The 19,557-nt window shown below is 53.0% G+C and carries 17 protein-coding genes; 8 read left to right on the top strand and 9 right to left on the bottom strand.

The window, feature by feature from the left end:
* Positions 1-36: 36 nt before the first annotated feature.
* Together ACFOMG_RS06200 and ACFOMG_RS06195 are read left to right on the top strand one after the other, a co-directional pair.
* On the top strand, positions 37-1,500 hold the full coding sequence (locus ACFOMG_RS06200) for a leucyl aminopeptidase (RefSeq protein ID WP_376865455.1): 1,464 nt from the start codon (positions 37-39) through the stop codon (positions 1,498-1,500).
* 143 nt (positions 1,501-1,643) lie between these two features.
* Positions 1,644-2,303: a nitroreductase gene (locus tag ACFOMG_RS06195; RefSeq protein WP_376865454.1), complete on the top strand. Its 660-nt coding sequence runs from the start codon at positions 1,644-1,646 to the stop codon at positions 2,301-2,303.
* A 4-nt stretch (positions 2,304-2,307) separates the two neighbouring features.
* On the opposite strand, the gene ACFOMG_RS06190 is transcribed toward ACFOMG_RS06195, so the two are convergent.
* Together ACFOMG_RS06190 and ACFOMG_RS06185 are read right to left on the bottom strand one after the other, a co-directional pair.
* Positions 2,308-3,363, bottom strand: a complete 1,056-nt coding sequence (locus ACFOMG_RS06190; protein ID WP_376865453.1) for an AraC family transcriptional regulator — start codon at positions 3,361-3,363, stop codon at positions 2,308-2,310.
* Positions 3,363-4,277, bottom strand: coding sequence for a GGDEF domain-containing protein (locus ACFOMG_RS06185; protein WP_376865452.1), 915 nt, complete (start codon positions 4,275-4,277; stop codon positions 3,363-3,365). Before ACFOMG_RS06185 ends, ACFOMG_RS06190 begins: the two co-directional genes overlap by 1 nt.
* Positions 4,278-4,647: 370 nt before the next feature.
* On the opposite strand from ACFOMG_RS06185, the gene ACFOMG_RS06180 reads away from it, so the two are divergent.
* Together ACFOMG_RS06180 and ACFOMG_RS06175 are read left to right on the top strand one after the other, a co-directional pair.
* Positions 4,648-7,407 (top strand): TonB-dependent receptor, encoded by a 2,760-nt coding sequence (locus ACFOMG_RS06180; protein ID WP_376865450.1) that lies wholly within the window; start codon positions 4,648-4,650, stop codon positions 7,405-7,407.
* 155 nt (positions 7,408-7,562) lie between these two features.
* Positions 7,563-9,491, top strand: coding sequence for a phytase (locus tag ACFOMG_RS06175; RefSeq protein WP_376865448.1), 1,929 nt, complete (start codon positions 7,563-7,565; stop codon positions 9,489-9,491).
* A 74-nt stretch (positions 9,492-9,565) separates the two neighbouring features.
* On the opposite strand, the gene ACFOMG_RS06170 is transcribed toward ACFOMG_RS06175, so the two are convergent.
* The 3 genes from ACFOMG_RS06170 to ACFOMG_RS06160 all read right to left on the bottom strand — a co-directional run bounded on the left by ACFOMG_RS06170 (position 9,566) and on the right by ACFOMG_RS06160 (position 12,032).
* Positions 9,566-10,057 carry a M48 metallopeptidase family protein gene (locus ACFOMG_RS06170; protein ID WP_376865447.1) on the bottom strand — a complete coding sequence of 164 codons (492 nt, stop codon included), beginning with the start codon at positions 10,055-10,057 and terminating at the stop codon, positions 9,566-9,568.
* 11 nt (positions 10,058-10,068) lie between these two features.
* A complete protein-coding gene (locus tag ACFOMG_RS06165) occupies positions 10,069-10,722 on the bottom strand; it encodes a S24 family peptidase (protein ID WP_376865445.1) in 654 nt (217 codons plus the stop codon).
* 68 nt (positions 10,723-10,790) lie between these two features.
* Positions 10,791-12,032 (bottom strand): DEAD/DEAH box helicase, encoded by a 1,242-nt coding sequence (locus tag ACFOMG_RS06160; RefSeq protein ID WP_376865444.1) that lies wholly within the window; start codon positions 12,030-12,032, stop codon positions 10,791-10,793.
* A gap of 175 nt (positions 12,033-12,207) precedes the next feature.
* On the opposite strand from ACFOMG_RS06160, the gene ACFOMG_RS06155 reads away from it, so the two are divergent.
* A complete protein-coding gene (locus tag ACFOMG_RS06155) occupies positions 12,208-12,657 on the top strand; it encodes an acyl-CoA thioesterase (protein ID WP_376865443.1) in 450 nt (149 codons plus the stop codon).
* 35 nt (positions 12,658-12,692) lie between these two features.
* Here the strand turns inward: ACFOMG_RS06155 and ACFOMG_RS06150 are convergent, their stop codons facing one another.
* Positions 12,693-13,250: a glutathione peroxidase gene (locus ACFOMG_RS06150; RefSeq protein ID WP_376865442.1), complete on the bottom strand. Its 558-nt coding sequence runs from the start codon at positions 13,248-13,250 to the stop codon at positions 12,693-12,695.
* A 144-nt stretch (positions 13,251-13,394) separates the two neighbouring features.
* On the opposite strand from ACFOMG_RS06150, the gene ACFOMG_RS06145 reads away from it, so the two are divergent.
* Positions 13,395-15,269 carry a methyl-accepting chemotaxis protein gene (locus ACFOMG_RS06145; RefSeq protein ID WP_376865440.1) on the top strand — a complete coding sequence of 625 codons (1,875 nt, stop codon included), beginning with the start codon at positions 13,395-13,397 and terminating at the stop codon, positions 15,267-15,269.
* A 222-nt stretch (positions 15,270-15,491) separates the two neighbouring features.
* On the opposite strand, the gene ACFOMG_RS06140 is transcribed toward ACFOMG_RS06145, so the two are convergent.
* From ACFOMG_RS06140 to ACFOMG_RS06130, 3 genes are all read right to left on the bottom strand, one after another.
* Positions 15,492-15,677: a hypothetical protein gene (locus ACFOMG_RS06140; RefSeq protein ID WP_376865438.1), complete on the bottom strand. Its 186-nt coding sequence runs from the start codon at positions 15,675-15,677 to the stop codon at positions 15,492-15,494.
* Between the two features lie 111 nt (positions 15,678-15,788).
* Positions 15,789-16,148 carry a hypothetical protein gene (locus tag ACFOMG_RS06135; RefSeq protein ID WP_376865437.1) on the bottom strand — a complete coding sequence of 120 codons (360 nt, stop codon included), beginning with the start codon at positions 16,146-16,148 and terminating at the stop codon, positions 15,789-15,791.
* 218 nt (positions 16,149-16,366) lie between these two features.
* Positions 16,367-17,659, bottom strand: coding sequence for an NCS2 family permease (locus tag ACFOMG_RS06130; protein ID WP_376865436.1), 1,293 nt, complete (start codon positions 17,657-17,659; stop codon positions 16,367-16,369).
* Positions 17,660-17,845: 186 nt separating this feature from the next.
* On the opposite strand from ACFOMG_RS06130, the gene ACFOMG_RS06125 reads away from it, so the two are divergent.
* Together ACFOMG_RS06125 and ACFOMG_RS06120 are read left to right on the top strand one after the other, a co-directional pair.
* Positions 17,846-18,388 (top strand): adenine phosphoribosyltransferase, encoded by a 543-nt coding sequence (locus tag ACFOMG_RS06125; protein ID WP_376865435.1) that lies wholly within the window; start codon positions 17,846-17,848, stop codon positions 18,386-18,388.
* Between the two features lie 42 nt (positions 18,389-18,430).
* Positions 18,431-19,549: a nucleoid-associated protein gene (locus tag ACFOMG_RS06120; protein ID WP_376865434.1), complete on the top strand. Its 1,119-nt coding sequence runs from the start codon at positions 18,431-18,433 to the stop codon at positions 19,547-19,549.
* The last annotated feature ends 8 nt before the right edge of the window (positions 19,550-19,557 follow it).

Below are 19,557 nucleotides of genomic sequence, written 5' to 3'. Positions count from 1 at the left end.
TCGTGGTAATCACCACACCCAACTGCAGGAGCACATATGCACTATCAGGTTTCCCAGAGTCCGGCCGCCGATATTCAGGCGAGCTGTATTGTCGTCACTCTCGACCAGTCAGGCAAGTTGTCTGAGGCTGCGAGCGCAATAAATAATGCCGCGAATGGCTTCCTGCAGGCCCGTATTGATGCCGGCGATATCAAGGGCAAACTGGCAGAAACCCTGTTATTACCTGGCGTTGCCGGTATTGCTGCCGAGCGTGTGTTGCTGGTTGGCACGGGCGATAAGCCACAAAACGCCACATCTGCCAGCAAAATTCTCGACGCCATCGCCGCTAACGTCAAAACCAACACCAGCGTTGCGCTGGCGCTGTCCGGGCTGAGCAACGACACTCTGAGTGAAGGCTGGTGGGCAGAACAGGCGGTGATGGCCTTTGGCCGCGCACAATACCGTTTCAGCGCGACCCGGGCGAACGCTGAAGAAGACAGCCAACAAACCGACACCCTGATCTGGCTGGGGAATGATGTCTCTGCCGAACTGGCCAAAGGCGGCGCCATTGCCGCCGGGGTCAATTACGCTCGTGAGCTGGGTAATATGCCCGGTAATATTTGCACCCCTACCTACCTTGCTGAAGAAGCCATCAAGCTGGCCGCCGATCAGGCGGTGGAAACCACCATTATTGATGAAGACCAGCTCGAAGCCATGGGAGCCGGCGCGTTTGTCTCAGTCGCGAAAGGCTCTGTTGAGCCGGGCAAACTGATTATCATCCGTTATCAGGGCGCAGAGGATGCCAGTGAGGCCCCTCATATTATTCTCGGTAAAGGCATCACTTTCGATACCGGCGGCATCAGCCTGAAACCGGGCGCCAAGATGGACGAAATGAAATACGACATGTGTGGTGCAGCTTCGGTACTGGGTGCCATGCAGGCCATTATCGCCATGAAACCGAAACGCAACATCATCGGTATGATCACCAGTGCTGAAAATATGCCGTCCGGTCACGCCTCAAAACCCGGTGATGTGGTTACCAGTTTATCGGGCAAAACCATCGAAATCCTCAACACCGATGCCGAAGGCCGGCTGGTGTTGTGTGATGCCCTGACTTATGGCATCGACCAGTTCAAACCGGCATCAGTGGTCGATATTGCCACCCTGACCGGCGCCTGTATGGCCGCCCTGGGTGGCGTGAACTCCGGTCTGTTCACCCAGGATGAACAGCTGGCCGATGAACTGCAGCACGCGGCCCGTTACGCTAACGACAAGGTCTGGCGCCTGCCGCTGGAAGACGATTATCAGGAGTTGCTGGACACCAACTTTGCCGATATGGCTAATATCGGCGGGCCGCTGGCCGGTGCAACCACCGCCGCCTGTTTCCTGGCACGCTTTACCGAAGGCACCCCCTGGGCTCATCTGGATATTGCCGGTACCGCCTGGGGTGGCGCTGGTAAAAGCAAAGGCGCCAGCGGTCGTCCGGTTCCCCTGCTGGTGAACTATTTGTTAGCCAAATAAGTCTCCGCTTTCAGCCCTGCCCATGGCGGGGCTGAACACATTTCCCACGCCTTCTGTCACTTCTGCACACTTTGTTCGCTGGCCCCGGCTGGTACCATCACCCCATCGTTGTGACAAATCGAACAATAAAACAGGAAAACACTATGGCACTCAGCGACATTCTGAATTCACGCTATTCCGTTCGTGCATTTAAAAAAGATGCCGTCGAACCGGCCCAGTTGCAGGAAATTTTTTCCCTGGCGCAACAGGCACCGTCGAACTGCAACGTGCAACCCTGGCAAACCTATGTGGTTTCCGGCGCCAGAAAAGATGAATTAAAAAACCGTCTGATTGCTGAGGTAATGAAGCAACAGCCGCCGGCACCGGACTTCGACTGGAAAATTGCCTATCAGGGCATTCACCGCGAGCGCCAGTTTGGCTCGGCCAACGCGTTATACAGTTCAATGGGCATTGAGCGCGATGACAAGATGAAACGTAACATGGCCATGTTACGTAACTGGGCCTTTTTCGACGCCCCTCACGTGGCGTTTTTCACCATGGATAAATACCTCGGTATCATGGGCGCTGTGGATGTCGGTATTTACGCCCAGACCTTAACCCTGTTACTGAAAGAACGAGGCATCGACAGTTGTATGCAAGGCGCACTGGGGCAATTCCCGGACGTCGTGCGCAGCTTCCTTGAGTTACCGGAAGAGCGCGGCATTTTGTTTGGTATGTCGTTTGGTTACGCTGATGAAGACGCCGCAGCCAATAAAACCCGTACCGATCGCGCAGACATCGGCGATGCCGTGTGTTTTCTCTGACGACTCAACAGACACTGAGTTGAAATAACTGTTTACTGGTGCTGGGAGTGGTACCACTCCAGCGCTTAAATGCACGGCGAAAGTTGGTGGTGTCGTTAAAATTTAAATAATTCGCCACCTGCTCGTTACTCCAGTCATTAATCAGAAACAGATACAGGCTGGTGTGTAACCGCACCTGATCCTGTATTTCCTGGAAGCCACACTGATGTTTTTTCAGCTTACGCTTAAAGGTTGCCGGGCTCATACAAAAAGCCCGGGCGGTACACTCCAGTCCGGGCGCCTGCTGAATATGCTCACTGAGCCACTGATACACCGCCTCAACAAATAACGGCGTGGTCAGAGGTGGCTGCCAGCAGGCATCACACTGATGTTGTAACGCCCGCTGAGCGGTCTGACTCAGCGCCGTTGCGGTGCTGGGAAAAGGCTGCTGCAACCAGTGTTTGTCCAGCATCATCAGATCGATGCCAACATCAAATTGCAACTGATCGGAAAAATACAGCGAATATAACTCGCGCTGTTCCGGCTCCGCGCCCTGAAACACAAACCGCCAGGGCAAATGCCGGCCATGCAGCCAACGGCTGGCCGACACCACCGAACTCATCGCAACTTCACGCAAAAATTGTTGCTGTTCCCCCAGCCCGCTGGCGGCGACCCAGTACAGATACACAAAACGTTCGTCACTGAACAGCCGTGGCACCATTAATGGCGAAAAAATGCGCCGGTAACGTACCAGCAGCTGGAGAAATTCCGCCATATTCGCACAGCCGCCCAGCAGCTGGCTGAAAGCGCCACAATGTCCGGGTAAAGCACCACTGCCCCAGCGAAAACTCAGGTCAGCCTCCGGCTCCAGTGAACGGGCATTTTTAATCAGCTGTAATAATTGCCGCACCGACAACTGTTGCTCACCCGCGACCAGATCTTCGTAAAATATTCCGGTAGCGCGCAGAATTTTATGGCTGCTGATACCGCGCGCCACCAACAAATCAATTAATAATGCCGGGTACCAGTGTGCTGCAATAGCGGCGTCGTCGCCATCACACCATTGCGGAGCCGGCGGCATCAGTCCGGTTCCTGCCATTGACGGGAGCGTGCCAGTTGCTGATTAGCCCGGTGAATAAATTCCGCCGGCTGCAGCTCGTCGGCAGAGCGCGTCCAGGCCAGCCCGACACTGATACGCTGATAACGGCTTTCACCCGTGGGCTGAATTTTAAAAGCAAAATATTGCACCGCCTGCTGCAACTCAGCAGCAATCTCCTGCGCCCGCGATTCTTCAGTGTGCGGTAATAACACGGCAAAACGATCACCACCATAACGGCAGATCAGATCACCATCGCGTAAATTCAGCAATAATAATTCGCTGAGCTGATGCAATAAGCGGTCACCCTGGCGGTGACCAAAATGGCGATTAATTAAGGCAAAATCATCCACATCAATCATCAGCAACGCCAGTGGCAGCTCACGGCTCTGATTAACAAGCGATTCCAGCTGCTTTTTCAGATAATCAATTTTTCCGATCTGAGTCAGCCGGTCTAACATGCGGTGCTCACGGAACAGCCGCTCACGTTTTTTCAGCTGCTCGTTTATCGCCAGCTGTTCACTGTGCCAGTGAAACAAACCATAAGTTAACAGACCAATGCCCAGCGGCATGGAAAAGTTTTCCAGCCACTGATCCCACCATTGCACAATGACCAGCTGGACAAATTCATCCAGTGCGTCCTGCCACATCGCCAGGAACATAAAACCCAGCCCCAGGGTTAACCAATCCGTTACCCGCCCGGCTGGCCGACTGGCCAGAATTAACACCAGCCACAACGCCAGTGCCAACGCACTGCCCCCTTCGCCAACCACGTCCAGCCAGTCAACCATCGCAATGGCTTTTAATTCTCCCAGCCACAGCGTCGCAACTAAAGACGATAGCCATAACACGGCGATCAGGATCAGTTTATTACGATGCAGAGCCAGGCGATGCCACATAACGATCTACCGTGAACAATAAGAAACAGCGGCGATTATCCAGTTGTCTGTGACAGCTCTGTGACATTCAGCCAAAAACCGGCAGGTCGTTTCAGCTCATACCCGTGGCGTGATTTTTTTAAGGTTGTTGCGCAACGTGCGATGAGCAATACACCCTATTTATATACTGAGGGGAAATACCGCCTGGCCACACGTGTCAGAGCAGCAGGACTAAAAATCCATGGGGTTAAATCAGCTCATTAGCCGGCCAAAAACCGCCCGGACGGGGTTTGCGCTGCACCACTGTCACATAACTGCAACAGCGGATTTTTACCGTCTGCGCCATCTCAGAGCCGGTAACGGCCACGACAACAACGGATGGAGAGGATTTATGACGTTCCCGATCAAACCCCTGGCAGCCACCATTGCCTTATTCAGTGCCAGCCTGGCCCAGGCCGATGGCAATATCGAAGGCCGGTTAATGGATGTGCAGGGAAAAACCACCTACACCGATGCCCTGATCCGTGTCGATGAACTGAAGCGTGACGTTTTAACCGGTGCCAGCGGTCGTTTCCGCATCCCGGTATTACCCGCCGGGAATTACACCCTGAGTGTGATTGTGGGTGGTGAAGCGGTAAAACAACAAACCATCCGTGTGACGGACAATCAGACCACCCAAACCACTATTTTACTTAACGAAGCAGACTCAGAACTGGAAGAAATTCTGGTTATTGGTCAGGCTGCTCAGGTTCAGAAAGCACTTGACCGCCAGCGTTTTGCTGACAACACCATCAGTGTGATTAATGCCGATGCCATTGGTCAGTTACCCGACAGCAATGCCGCCGAAGCGTTACAGCGGGTGCCCGGATTATCCATCGAACGAGACCAGGGCGAAGGCCGGTTTGTACGAGTACGTGGCATCAGCCCCGACCTCAATGCCGTCACCGTTAACGGCACCCAGTTACCCGCTCCGGAAGGCGGCCGTCGCGCCGTCGCCCTGGATGTCATGCCAGCCGATTTAATCAGCGCGCTGGTGGTCACCAAAACCCTGACACCGGATATGGATGCCAATGCCATCGGCGGCTCCATTGAAGTCGAAAGCCTGTCGGCGCTGAACCGTGAAGGTGGTTTTTACTCCCTGCGGGCAGAAGCCAAATACGATGAATTAACCGACCAGACCAGTCCGGCCTACGGTGCATCGGCCGGTAATACCTTTGAATTTAACAGCGGCCAGCGTTTAGGTGTTGCCGCCGCCTTCAGTTACGATCAGCGCAAATTTGGCTCCGACAACGTTGAAACCGGTGGCGCCTGGGATGGCGGGCAGCTGGAAGAACTGGAGCAACGTGACTATCGCATCGAACGTGAACGTATTGGTGCAGCACTGAACTTTGATCTGGAATGGGACGCGGCCAATCGTTTTTATCTGCGTAACCTGTACAGCTCCTACAAAGACGACGAGCAACGTCTGGCCAACGTCGTTACCTTTGGCGAAGAAGTTTTTGATGCCGATGAAAATGAAAATGTGTTCGAAGACAGCCCCCGCGCTGCCGGTGACACCGGCCTGGCTGAAGTTGCCCGCGAATTAAAAGATCGCGAAGAAACCCAGGAAATATTATCCACCACCCTGGGAGGCGAACATTTTATCGATGACTGGACGCTGGAATACGCATTAGGTTACAGCAAAGCTCAGGAAGACGAGCCCGGTGGTATCGGTGGTGCGGTATTCGAGGCCGAACTCGATGGCATAGGTTTCAGCAACAGCCGGAAACCGCGATTAATTGCCCCGGCTGCTTATTACAACGGCGACCAATATCAGCTGGATAAAATCGAATACGAAGAAGCGCTGACCGAAGATCAGCAAACCAGTTTCCGCATCGACCTGACCCGCGATATCTTTATTAACGATTACCCGTCTCAGCTGAAGTTTGGCGCCAAGATGAGTGAACGTGAAAAAGAGTCACAAATTGATGCGTATGAATTTGAAGACTTTACCGACCATGGTTTCAGCGACAGCCAACTGACACTGAATAACTTCAGCTCTGGTGAGGCAGATTATGGCCTCGGTCGTTTTGGCCCACAGATTTCTGCCAGCAAAGTCCGCAATATTATCAATGCACTGAATAAATCCGACTTTATTAACGCCGAAGATTCCGGCATCGAAGACTATCGTATCGAAGAATCCATTAACGCCGCTTACCTGATGGCCAATATGGAGCTGGACGATTTATTGCTGCTGGCCGGGGTACGTTACGAAGCAACGCAACACGACTTTGACGGCTCAGCGTTTGATAAAGATGCCGAGGTGTTCACCGCCTACCGCGACGACAATCGCTACAGTCATGTGCTACCGAACCTGCAGGCACGTTACCGGTTAAACGACGACACCCAGCTGCGTGCAGCCTGGAGCAATTCTGTGGTCCGGCCAACCTTCGAACAGATGGCGCCGGCACTGGCTTCAGAGGGAGATGAAGCGGAATCCGGCAATCCACAACTGGATGCTATGACGTCCAGCAACCTGGATTTTTCCATCGAACATTACACCGGTACCGCCGGCGCAATCTCAGCCGCATTATTTTATAAAGATATTCAGGACTTTATTTATCAGGCCGATATTGCCGGCCAGCCGGGCTTTGAAACCTACAGTGAAGTCGAAAGTTACGATAACGGTAACGCTGCCACATTAACGGGTATCGAACTGGCGGCCTCACAAAAACTGACACAGCTGGCAGCACCGTTTGATGGTTTATTAGTCTCAGCCAACCTGACCCTCAGCGATTCACAAGCACAACTGAATTACGCCGGCGGCCAGCGCAATATCCAGCTCCCCAATCATTCGGACACCACCGCCAACCTGGTGCTGGGTTACGAAAAACACGGCCTGATGTTACGCCTGGCGAGTAACTACAAATCGGATTATCTGCTGGAAGTCAGCGCTGCCGGAGATAAGTCCGGGGACATTTATCAGGATGCCCAGACTCAGCTGGACTTCAGCGCGGCTTACAATATTAGCGCACAGCTGAAAGTCAATTTTGCCATAACGAACATTACCGATGAGCCGTATTACGCCTACCAGAACAACACAAAATACAACGCTCAATATGAAGAATATGGCCCGACCTATCGTTTAGGTATCAGTTACAACAGCTTCTGAAAACAGCGAATTTTTAACCCGGTTACAACGAACTCAAGTCACAACGAACTCAAATCACAACCAGCCCAGATCAACATCCGGAAAATCCGAGCGTGATCCGGGCCGTGATCTGAGTCGAGAGTGCATAACCCCGAATACAGACAGTAAAATTTTTTATGATGATATTAAAACACGCGGCTCTGGCAGCCGGTTTATCTCTGCCACTGTTATTAACTGGTTGTCAGACCAGTCCGGCAGACAGCCATGGGCACAGTCGCTCAGTTGCAACCCATACTGAAACCTCTGTAATAACTCCGGTCAGCACCCGCCGGGTCTCCGCTCAGGCAAACGGCGGATTGTATCTGCAGCAGCAACGGATTCTGGTCGGTGAGCAATTACAACTGGGCGATACCCCACTGGCGATTAACAGCGAGTTTATCGATCGGCGCGGCGAGCTGATCGCCACCCTGGATGAGCACAACCGCTTAGTTATCGTCGATCATAGCAACCGCCAATCCTATTTTTCTTCGCCATTACCGTTTGCGGTAGAAACCCTGTGTTTGTATCAGCCAGGTAATCTGCAAGCGTTTATTTTTGATGAAGATCACAAGGCACATCAACTATTAATCAGGCTGGAAAACAATCAGCTGCAGCTGACCAACATCCGCCAGTTTTCGGCACCACCGAATACTAAATATTGTGTCAGCCATGACCAGAGTGACACGCTTTACGTGGCGGAAGAAAATATCGGTGTCTGGGCCTATAACGCCCGGGCAGAAAGTGAAGTGGTACGCAGCCCGGTTGCCCTGGTGGCGCCCTACGGACGGTTACAGAAAAATTCCGGCCCGCTGGCGATCAGCAATAACCTATTGTGGCTGGCCGAAGCCGGCACCAATCGGTTACACAGTGTGCCATTAGCCGATATTCAGCAACCACTGCGCAGCTATCAGTTACTCTCAGCTGACTCTGACCAGGCAGTGGAGATTGATACCCTGTCGGTATCGGCGCAACCATCGTCAGCGCAACAGCAAAATCAGAACCGCTTATTGGTGTTAAACGATGCGAATGGCGAATTGTTAGCCGCCAGTATCGAACAACAGGCCGATGCCGCGGCAGACCCGCGTATTATCAGCGTTGCCGCCAGCGGCGAAACCGAACCGGTCACCACCCCGGGCGATGCAGCAGACGATCCGGCCATCTGGTTACATCCGCAGCAAGCGGAAAAAAGCCGCATTTTAGCCACCAATAAACAATACGGTTTACACGTCTACAACCTGGCCGGCCAGACATTACAAACCCTGGTTTCGGGCCGGGTGAATAATGTCGATGTACGCCAGGGCTTTAGCTACCAGCAGGCGCCGGCGGATATCGCCACGGCCAGTCAGCGTGACAATAACACCATTGCCCTGTACCACATTGATCCGGCCAGCGGTGTCGTTTCCGCTGCCGGAGAAATCAGCACCACGCTGGATGAGGTTTATGGTTTATGTATGGGGCGCGGGCGCAATCAGGAAGTGTTTGTTTTTATTAACGACGAAGACGGACGTTTTGAGCAGTATCAGATTATTGATTCCGAGACCGGCTGGAGCGGCCAGCGAGTGCGTGAATTTTCAGTTGCCAGCCAGCCGGAAGGATGTGTCAGTGATGATCGCCAACAGCGTTTATTTCTGGGTGAAGAAAACCGGGCTATCTGGACGCTGGACCTGAGTCGGCCGGACTCAGAATTACAACGGATTCAGTCACTGACCGATCAGGCCATCAATCATTTACACGCCGATATCGAAGGGATGGATATTTATCAGGACGATGATCACAGCTACCTGGTGGTCTCCAGTCAGGGCAATGACAGTTACGTATTATTCGACAGCCAGCCGCCGCACGCCTATCGCGGGCACTTTCGTGTTGCCATGAACACCGCCGTCAGCCCGGTCATTGATGGCGCGTCAGAAACCGATGGCCTGGCAGTCACGTCCGCCCGCCTGAATGAACACTACCCCGAAGGGTTATTGGTGGTACAGGACGGTCGTAATTTAATGCCGGCAGAGCAGCAGAATTTTAAACTGGTGTCCTGGAAAAATATCCGCCAGGCGCTGGCGCTGCCCTGAGTCAGTACGCCTGACCGGGCACCAGCGGTCAGGCGTAAACCCGCAACGCGCCGGTTATTCTGGCGCTGGTTACTTTATTCTGACGCTGAAGCATCAAGCCAGGTCAGCCAGACGCGTAAATCAAATTCCAGCTGATGATAGTCCGGCTCCATATGACAACACAGATTATAAAACGCTTTGTTATGTTGCATTTCTTTCAGGTGCGCCAGCTCATGCACCACAATCATCCGCAAAAAGGCTTCCGGCACATCGCGGAAACGCTGGTCGATATGAATTTCCTTTCTGGCCACTAATTTCCCGCCATGGGCCCGGGAAATACGTTTATGCAGTCCCAGCGCATTATAAGCCGGTGCTTTATCGCTGAATTCCACTTTATTCAGAGGGGCCGATTTGCGCAGAAAGCGGTTTTTCAGCGCCATGGTGTAATCGTATAACGCTTTATTACTGCGCACCGAATGCCGCTGCGGATAACGCTGCTGCAACACCCGCCCCAGTTCACCACGTTCAAGCAGCTGACGCACCGGGTCGGTTAAATGGGGTGGATAATGGTTGATATATTTCAGCATCGCCAGTCGTCCTACAAGGTGCGTGCCGACCAGACAATCCGTCCTAATACCGGATTCTCCTGCTGCTCACTGAGATCCAGCTGCCAGCTGCTGAAGTGCGGATTATCACTGTGAATCTGTAATACGCCGGCCTGTTGCTGCAGCCTTTTGGTTAATAATCCGTGCTCGGTATTTAACAGATACACAGCATTATTGCGCACGCTGCGCTGCGTCATATCCACCAGCACCTGATCACCATGGTGCAAGGTCGGCTCCATACTGTCGCCATCCACCGTAACAAACACCAGCTGTTCACCACTGACGCCCAGCTGGCGCGACAAAAAGGATTTATTAAAGGTGAAATAATCGTCAATCGCTTCGGCGTCGCTCAGCGCACCGGCACCGGCACTGGCTTTCACGTCAAACATCGGCGCCAGCACCTGATCAGCCGGATTTAACCGCCCTGCCGGATTGCCACCGTCGTTACTTTCTCCGGTTAATAACCAGCTCAGATCAACCCGGTAGTCATCAAACAAGGCTTGCAGATACGCCATCGACGGCCGGCTGCTGCCACGACAGATTTTATAAATATGAGAGGCGGATTTACCGGTCATGGCGGCGAATTGTTTTTTATTGCCTCCGGCCAGTTGATCGATCACGGCCTGAAAACGGCGAGCCAGGGACATAATTACTCCGCAGAAAACGACAAAAAGCCGGGGAGTATACCGGCTTGGGCGCCAGCCAACAAAACCTGTCAGCGCCGCCGGTTTCCTGCCGTTTTGCCATGCGCCCGCTGTTTGGCACGGCGCTTCTGTGCGCTGCGGCTGTTTTTCCGTTGCTGCGGAATTTCCCGGGTCAGATCCGGTTCAAAACCGGGCAACCACTGTTGCGGCAGGCGCTGGTCGAGGATCGCTTCAATTTCTTCCAGTAAATATTCTTCCCCCAGGCTCATCAGTGTGATCGCCTGGCCGTGCTGACCGGCACGACCGGTTCTGCCGATGCGATGAATATAATCTTCGGCAATATAGGGTAAATCGTAGTTAATCACGGTATTCAGACTGGCAATATCAATACCGCGCGCCGCCACATCCGTGGCCACCAGGACCCGGGTTTCACCGTTGCGGAACTCCTCTAACACCCGCTCCCGCGCGCCCTGAGATTTATCGCCATGAATGGCTTTGGTTACCAGGCCGTCTTTGCACATTTCACCCGCCAGGGCGTCGGCTCCCTGTTTGGTTTTGACAAACACCAGCACCTGATGCCAGTTTTTACTGCCGATCAAATACGACACCAGCTCACGTTTACGCTCGCTGTCGACCACATAAACATGTTGCTCAACCGTGCTGGCTGCGCTGTTACGGGCATCAACCTCCACCAGTACAGGCTCGTTTAATAACCGTTTGCTGAGGGCAAAAATATCGCTGCCAAAAGTAGCCGAAAACAACAACGTCTGACGTTGTTGCGGCAAGCGCTGCAGAATTTTTTTCAGCTCGTCGCTGAACCCCATATCCAGCATCCGGTCGGCTTCATCCAGTACCAACGCCTGCAGGGACGAAGGATCAATTGCTCGCTTAAACATCAGATCCAGTAATCTGCCCGGGGTCGCCACCAGAATATCGCAGCCCTGCTGCAATGCCTGCAGCTGCGGATTAAGACTGACACCACCATAAGCCAGCTCAATACGAAGATCGGTAAAGGCCGCGTATTGGCACACATTGTTATAAACCTGCTGGGCCAGCTCACGGGTGGGGGTTAATATCAGCACCCGCAATAATGGCGCAGCGGCCTGTATCGCGTCAGCCGACAACAAACGCTGCAACAGCGGCAAAGCAAACGCCGCGGTTTTACCGGTACCGGTTTGTGCCCCGGCCATCACATCGGCACCACTCAGTACCGCCGGAATCGCCTGCTGTTGAATCGGCGTTGGTTGTTGATGCTGCAGCCCGGTTAACGCCTGCTGCAGGCGGGAATCCAGTTGCGAAAATTCAAACGTCATAAGCCAGCCCGGAAAGCATAATACAGCGGCGCAGACTACCATAAGGTCGCCAGCGAAGCAGTGCTGCCGGGTGCCTGGCTATTAATATGCTCTCCGTTAACAGTGTTTTGCTTGCACTCACCTGACCAGCCAGCCATGCTCTGAGCGCACTATCGCCCGGTATTCAGGAGTTATCATGCACTATCAGTGGCACAAGACCCCGGCCCACACCATTCGTTTCAGCGTGGAAGACAAACACATCGATGTCCTGGGCCACGCCAATAACTGTGAATACCCGAAATGGATGGAAAATGTCGCCTGGTCACATTGCGAGGCAGCAGGACTACCGTTCAGTCGCTGGCAACAGCTGGATTACGCCTGGGTGGCACGCCGTACTGAAATTGATTACCAGGTACCGGCACTCAAAGGCGACGACATCATTGCCGCCACCTGGATAGAACAAAACGATAAAAAGCTGACCATGACCCGGGCCTACGAACTGAAACGAGCCAGCGACGGTGTCACTCTGGTGCGCGGCCAGACCCAATGGGTGTGCATTCGCCTCAGCCGCGGCAAGCCGGCGCGTATGCCGGTTGAATTTGCCGAGGCCTTTGTTGTTGCTGATGATGCTGCTGCCGACAGCTGATATTACTGCCGGCAACGGAGTAGCTGCCGCCGGTATCAGCGGGCAGTCGCCAGTAAGGCTTCGATATCGTCATCGTCCGGCAAGGTAAAACTGGAATTCGAACTCACCACCTTACCCGCCGGATCAATCAGGTATTTGTAAAAATTCCATTTTGGTGCGGTGTCTTGCCGGGCGATTTCCTGAAACAGCGGATGAGCATCCTCACCCCGGACCGCCACCGTCGACAACATGGTGAAGGTCACACCAAAGTTTTTAAAACAGATTTCTGCCGCCTTGCCTTCGTCTTCATCTTCCTGATCGAACGAATCAGACGACACGCCCAGTACCACCAGGCCGCTGTCTTTGTATTTCTGATGAATGGCTTCCAGGTCAGCAAACTGGTCAGTAAACCCACAATGGCTGGCGGTATTCACCAACAACACCGGCTGGCCAGCAGTTACCTCGCACAAATTCAGCATCTGGCTGCTGTGCAGCTGTTTCATGGTGTGGCGGAACAGCGCCGGACAATCTTCCCCGGCCTGCAGCGGCCTTGTCGTTATCAGCAACAATGGCAACAGCAGCCACAAAACCAGCGGTTGTTTAAGTGATTTCATCAGTGCCCTCGGCTCGTAAATTAGTTATACATACATTATACAGATCGTATCCGTTTCGCCAGCCCGGATTCCGGGTCAATTCCGGGCAATCGCTGTTTTTTTTACTAGCCTTAAAGACAACCGTACCTTTAAGAGCAGCTCACTATGGCCTGGTTTCAGAACCTCAGCATTAAATACAAACACCTGATTATCCTGCTATTGGTCATCATTGGCCTGTTACTGATCACCCTGGTCAGTATCAGCGGCTTTGGCAATATCGATAATCTGAATCAGATACAGCAGCAGCGAGCGACCATCGAAACCCAAATCCTTGAGCTGCGAAAACACGAAAAGGACTTTCTGTCCCGCAAAGACCCTCGTTATCTGGAAAAATTCAGTAGCGCTAAAGCGACGTTCGACCAGCTGGCACAGTCGACGGCAAGCAACCTGAAAAACGCCGGGCTGGACGACTCCCACATCAAGTCACTGAAATCGCTGGTCAACGCCTATCAGACAAGTTTCTTAACACTGGCCACCACTCAGACGGAAATCGGACTGGATCCGAAAAGTGGCCTGTACGGCGCATTGCGCAGCTCAGTGCACGACATTGAACAACTGGCCAACGATGTCGGTGCCTATGAACTGCTGTACCACATGTTGATGTTACGCCGTAACGAGAAAGATTTTATGTTACGCCGTGATCCGAAATACATCGATAAATTTAATGCCAATATCGACCGTTTTAAAACCGCGCTCGCCACCCTGTACCTGTCGGACGAGCCACAGATTTTACAGAAACTGAGCCAGTACCAGCGTGATTTTCTGGCACTGACTAATAAAGAAAAAACCATTGGTCTGGAAAAAACTGCTGGGCTGTCGGGTGACTTACGCCAGGCCATTCATGCCACCGACGAAGAACTGCTGGCCCTCAAGGATTCTCTGGAACAACAAACCGACGCTCTGCGGCAACAGGTATACACAACCCTGACTGCGTTAATTGTGGTGATTTTTACAGTGATTTCGCTGCTGATGGTGTTTGTGTCACGCGCAATTTACCGCCCGGTAGAAATCATTACCGGCGAAATTGCCCGAATTGCTGACGACCTCGACCTGACCCGCCAGGTCGGCCATACCACCCATGATGAAGTCGGCGTATTGTCGGCGTCGTTCGACAAACTGATTGCCACACTGCGTGCAACCGTAAACCAGGTCCAGGGCGGCTCAATTCAGGTGGCCCAGGCCTCAGAAGAAATGTCCAGTATTACCCGCGAGGTCGGTGACGCCAGCCAGCAACAACAGCAGGAAATTGAACAGGCCATGGTGGCCATCAACCAGATGACCAGCACCATCAGCAGCATTGCCGATAACGCCGGCAACGCCGCCAGTGCGGTGACTGAAATCAGCCAACAGATTGGCCAGGGCAAAGACGTAACCGATACCGCCCGCAACGAAATAGAACGGGTTAACGAAGAAATTCACGGTGCCACACAGGCCATCGGCGAACTGCAGAAGAACAGCGAAAGCATTGGCGAAATTCTGGCAACCATTAGTGCCATTGCCGAACAGACCAACCTGTTGGCACTGAACGCCGCCATTGAAGCCGCCCGCGCCGGAGAACAGGGGCGCGGGTTTGCCGTGGTCGCCGACGAAGTACGCACCCTGGCAAGCCGCACACAGGAATCAACCGAATCCATCCGCGATAATATCGAACGTTTTCAGCGTGGCACTCAGGATGTGGTGGAAACCGTCAACCGCTCGCGCGAGCGTGCTCAAACCGGTATTGAACGGGTCAGTGAATCGGCGGAAATCCTCGATTCCATTTACGCCAATATCTCCAGCATTAACGACATGAACGTCCAGGTCGCGACGGCATCGAAGGAACAGGGTCTGGCATCGGAAGAAATTAACCGCAATGTTGTCCGGATTAATGATCTGGCGACCATTTGTGGTGAACAGGCGGGTCAGGCGGCACTGGCCAGTCAGGAGCTGGCAACCCTGGGCAATGAATTACAGGACATCGTACAGAAGTTTAACGTCTGAGCAGAAGCAGCGGCCTAACAGCCGCCCAGCTTGATGAAAAACCCCTATTATTTAAATCCTGCTAATTTCCCCACCCGAAGGGTGGGGAAATAGTTCCTAAACTTACATCTCCACCCCTTTGGGTGGAGATACCAAGGTAAAACTCTGCTTATTTTGAGTTACTAGTGGGGATTTCACCTGCAATGAAAGAGGCTGCTGGACTTTGTCAGCAGTCTGAGCGGCCTAACAGCCGCCTTTTTCTTGTTTGTTATCAGCAACCACGTCCCGGGTTTGCCCGGAGAGTTTCGCCAGCAGTCGCAGGCTGACATCACGGAACCAGGGCGTGGTCATAATGGTAATCACCAAAGGAACGGGAAACATCCACCAGAAGGTATTCAGCAATTCGCCAAACATGCTGGCAGTCATCATAGGTTCGAATCCTTTCGAAGTAATATTGATAAGGCTGATTATATGTTGCGCCGCACTAACAGGACAGGGCTATAAACGTCATAAACCGTGGCAGACAACACCCGGGTCTGATCAGGATTGACGATTTTTCCAATAGTGCAGACAACGCAGCAACAGATTTCCCGATAACCGCACCAGCCAATACCACCAGACACTGCCGACCAGGCCGTTGTATAAGGCGGGCAACCAGAAATTATTAATATCGCGCCAGATCGAATATTGGCCACTGGCATCCAGCGGGCTGAGCCAGGCAGTGCCATCAATCAGATAACTCAGCCCGACCAGACCCAGGCTGACCGGAAAATCAACGCCGATAAATAACAGCCAGCCCATCACCGCATTACCATCGCTGCTCATCGCAATCAGAGCGCCCAGTACCACAACCGCCAGCAAATGCAGCCACAACGCCAGCCAGGCCATCAGGCGAACCATCTTATACCCGGCCATCAGTTGATATAGGCGTTGATCGAAACGCTGTCATCGTTTTCATACCAGACTCCAAAGGCCACCATCACACTAAAGACTATTAATAAAGTTATCCATTTCATACCCGCACTGTATTACGCGTAAACCGTGTGAACAAGCATAAAAAACCTCTGACGGGCATTCCCGTCAGGGGTATCAGCGGCGATGACCTCAGAAAACGACGATCAGCCAACAAATATCAGTTTGGCCAGCAACAGTGCCGCAATAATCAGCACACTGGCGTTCAGCTCATGAGCTTTGCCACCCAGCAACTTGGCACCGGCATAGGTGATAAAACCCAGCGTCACACCATGGGCGATAGAAAACGTCAGTGGGGTCATCAGCAGCACCACCGCAACCGGAGCCGCTTCTGTCAGGTCTTCCCATTCGACTTCTTTCAGAGTGAACATCATCAGCACTGAGACATAAAAAATCGCTCCGGCTGTGGCGTAGTCCGGAATCATGCCCGCCAGCGGTGCCAGGAAAATACTCAATAAAAACAACACCCCCACCGTCACAGCGGTTAAACCGGTGCGGCCACCGGCTGCCACACCCGCGGCCGACTCAATATAGCTGGTGGTGGTGGAAGTCCCCAACGCGGCACCGGCAACCGTCGCCGAGCTGTCGGCCAGTAAGGCACGACCCAGACGCGGCACCTTGCCATCTTTTTCCGCCAGTCCGGCTCGTTGTGTCACCGCAATCAGCGTACCGGAAGTATCAAACAGATCGACAAACAGAAACGCAAAAATCACACTCAGCATAGCGACATCAAAGGCCGCGGCGATATCCAGCTGCATCAGCGTGGGTGCCAGTGACGGCGGTGCCGACACCACACCGGTGTAATCGATCTGACCCGCTAACAAACCAATCACAGTAACGCTGAAAATCGACAGCATTACAGCACCGGGAACCTGACGCTGCACCAATGCAATGATCAGAAAAAAGCCCACCAGCGCCATGCCCGGACCAAACTCACCCAGATCCCCCAGGCTGACCAGAGTGGCCGGATGATCCACAACAATGCCGGCATTTTTCAGCGCAATTAACGCCAGAAAGGCACCAATACCAGCAGCAATGGCTTTTTTCAGCGTCACCGGAATGGCATTAATAATCCACTCCCGCACCTGAAACAAACTCAGCGCAATAAAAATCAGGCCGGAAAAAAACACTGCACCCAGCGCCGTCTGCCAGCTGTAACCCATGCCCAGCACCACGCCATAGGTAAAAAAGGCGTTCAGCCCCATACCCGGCGCCAGCGCCACCGGCAAATTGGCCCACAACCCCATAATAAAACAGCCAATCGCAGCGGCGACACAGGTAGCGACAAACACCGCACCATGGTCCATACCGGCATCCGCCAGCATCGCCGGATTCACAAATATGATGTAAGCCATGGTGAGGTAAGTTGTCACTCCGGCCAGGATTTCAGTTTTGACACGGGTGCCAAAGCGATTGAGCTGAAACAGTTTCTCAAGCATCTCGGGTACTCTTTTAGAGGCGTTTAAGGCGTTAGAAAGGCGCCGATTATACGCAAGCCGTGGCTGCGACCAAGTACTGATACTAAAAACCTGACCACTTTGGCAGCACTTGTTACAGAATTGCAGGCAGACGACAGGCAGATGGTCAGTTAGAATACGCCGCTTTGTCTGCCCCCCGGAGCCTTTATGAGCCGTTACAGCCAGGATATTAAAGACGCTATTCGTACCGTGCCGGACTGGCCGGAAGCCGGTGTGATGTTTCGTGACATCATGCCACTGCTGCAGGATGCTCAGGTATTCCGTAAGCTGATCGACAGTTTTGTTCATCGTTATCAGGGCATGCAACTGGATGCCATTGCCGCCATTGATGCCCGCGGTTTTATTCTCGGCGCCCCTTTGGCTTACGAACTGGGGCTGAGCCTGGTACCGGTGCGTAAAAAAGGCAAACTGCCGTTTGCCACCGTCACCCAGGAGTACGATCTGGAATACGGCAGCGCCACCATTGAACTGCACACCGATGCTTTCAAGGCCGGTGACCGGGTACTGGTGATGGATGATCTGATCGCCACCGGTGGCACCATGCTGGCCGCCTGTGAGCTGGTGCGCAAACTCGGCGCCGAAGTGGTGGAAACCGCCGCCATTATAGACCTGCCGGATCTGAAAGGGGGTGATAAACTGCGCCAGGCCGGTTTCGATGTCTACGCCATCTGTGAGTTCGACGGCCACTGAGGGTCACCACCCTCGTTATTTCACCAGCGCAGGAAAACGGATATGAGCATTCGCCACTTTGTTACCCACCACATCCATAAAGAAAGCAATGAACCGGCTGCCACACTGCAATGCAGTGAACAGGAAGCGGACCTCAGCGATGAACAAAGTGAGCGCTTCTATGCCCAGGCTGCCAGCCAGTTAAAAGCCATTCTGACCCAGCGCAGCGGCAAGCGTTATGGTGCTTTCCATCCGGAAGTCACTCTGGTGCGCGCTCAGATTCAGGACTGGAAAGGTGAACGCCAGAACTTTTTGTCCTTAACGCGGCGCATCAGCCAGTATTTTGCCAACAGCCTGGACAACAGCGAGCTGGCCATCGACGGTTATCTGGCTTTTTTTTATGAAGAGCTGGCCGACAGCGACCGGCTGTATATGTATCACCTGCGCCGTAAAACCAGCGTTTCCATTAATGCCGACATGACCTTAACGGAAACCCATTACATCGATTTCTCCAATACCGGCTTTGGTGCCCTGCTCAACCTCACCGACTGGCTGGTACAGGAAGAAGCAAAATACCTGACCTTCAGTTATGGCCGGGCGGATAAACCGTTACAGAATCAGTTTGCCGAATTTATCGGCTTTACTGACACTCTGGACACAGCGGCAGAAACCGAAGAATTTTTGCAGATTGTCGATGAATTCAGCCAGAACCTGCCGGCGGAACAAAGCCATGAATATAAAGCCAGAGTGGTGGATTATTGCATTGAGCAGGATAAGCGTGGCGAACCGGTGGACTTTACCGACCTGGCCGATTACGTCGAATCCCAGATGGAATCCAAACCTCAGTCTCCCCGGGGCGAAGATTTTTCGCATTATATTATTGAAAAGAAAAAACAACGTCAGGCGGACAAACCGGCCTTAACACCGGAGCAGCTGGCGGAACAAGGTGCCCCTACCGAACAGGTGGCCGAAGCCATAAAAACGGAACTGATTCCTGACCGCAAAAAACTGAAAAGTTTTATTCGCTTCAGTGGTAAAAACAAAGACATCAGCCTGAGTTTTTCTGCCGCGTTACTGGACGGTGATATTATTTTTGATGGCGTTAATAATCGCCTGCAGATTAATGCCTTGCCGGAATCCCTGATCAAACAACTGAAATCCCGTAACGAGCACGACAATTAACCGGCCGA

Origin of the sequence: Bacterioplanoides pacificum, from assembly GCF_042648445.1 — a bacterium.
Classification (GTDB): Bacteria; Pseudomonadota; Gammaproteobacteria; order Pseudomonadales; family Oceanobacteraceae; genus Bacterioplanoides; species Bacterioplanoides pacificum.
The sequence above is the reverse complement of the archived record's forward strand: the minus strand, read 5'-3'. Positions and strand labels throughout refer to the sequence as shown.

Bases quoted from the DNA above. Each gene is read 5' to 3' on its own strand.
- ACFOMG_RS06155 (WP_376865443.1), top strand. From the start codon at position 12,208: ATGCACTATCAGTGGCACAAGACCCCGGCCCACACCATTCGTTTCAGC.
- ACFOMG_RS06165 (WP_376865445.1), bottom strand. From the start codon at position 10,722: ATGTCCCTGGCTCGCCGTTTTCAGGCCGTGATCGATCAACTGGCCGGA.
- ACFOMG_RS06120 (WP_376865434.1), top strand. From the start codon at position 18,431: ATGAGCATTCGCCACTTTGTTACCCACCACATCCATAAAGAAAGCAAT.
- ACFOMG_RS06135 (WP_376865437.1), bottom strand. From the start codon at position 16,148: ATGGTTCGCCTGATGGCCTGGCTGGCGTTGTGGCTGCATTTGCTGGCG.
- ACFOMG_RS06140 (WP_376865438.1), bottom strand. From the start codon at position 15,677: ATGATGACTGCCAGCATGTTTGGCGAATTGCTGAATACCTTCTGGTGG.
- ACFOMG_RS06125 (WP_376865435.1), top strand. From the start codon at position 17,846: ATGAGCCGTTACAGCCAGGATATTAAAGACGCTATTCGTACCGTGCCG.
- ACFOMG_RS06160 (WP_376865444.1), bottom strand. From the start codon at position 12,032: ATGACGTTTGAATTTTCGCAACTGGATTCCCGCCTGCAGCAGGCGTTA.
- ACFOMG_RS06180 (WP_376865450.1), top strand. From the start codon at position 4,648: ATGACGTTCCCGATCAAACCCCTGGCAGCCACCATTGCCTTATTCAGT.
- ACFOMG_RS06200 (WP_376865455.1), top strand. From the start codon at position 37: ATGCACTATCAGGTTTCCCAGAGTCCGGCCGCCGATATTCAGGCGAGC.
- ACFOMG_RS06195 (WP_376865454.1), top strand. From the start codon at position 1,644: ATGGCACTCAGCGACATTCTGAATTCACGCTATTCCGTTCGTGCATTT.
- ACFOMG_RS06150 (WP_376865442.1), bottom strand. From the start codon at position 13,250: ATGAAATCACTTAAACAACCGCTGGTTTTGTGGCTGCTGTTGCCATTG.
- ACFOMG_RS06185 (WP_376865452.1), bottom strand. From the start codon at position 4,277: ATGTGGCATCGCCTGGCTCTGCATCGTAATAAACTGATCCTGATCGCC.
- ACFOMG_RS06145 (WP_376865440.1), top strand. From the start codon at position 13,395: ATGGCCTGGTTTCAGAACCTCAGCATTAAATACAAACACCTGATTATC.
- ACFOMG_RS06170 (WP_376865447.1), bottom strand. From the start codon at position 10,057: ATGCTGAAATATATCAACCATTATCCACCCCATTTAACCGACCCGGTG.
- ACFOMG_RS06130 (WP_376865436.1), bottom strand. From the start codon at position 17,659: ATGCTTGAGAAACTGTTTCAGCTCAATCGCTTTGGCACCCGTGTCAAA.
- ACFOMG_RS06190 (WP_376865453.1), bottom strand. From the start codon at position 3,363: ATGCCGCCGGCTCCGCAATGGTGTGATGGCGACGACGCCGCTATTGCA.
- ACFOMG_RS06175 (WP_376865448.1), top strand. From the start codon at position 7,563: ATGATGATATTAAAACACGCGGCTCTGGCAGCCGGTTTATCTCTGCCA.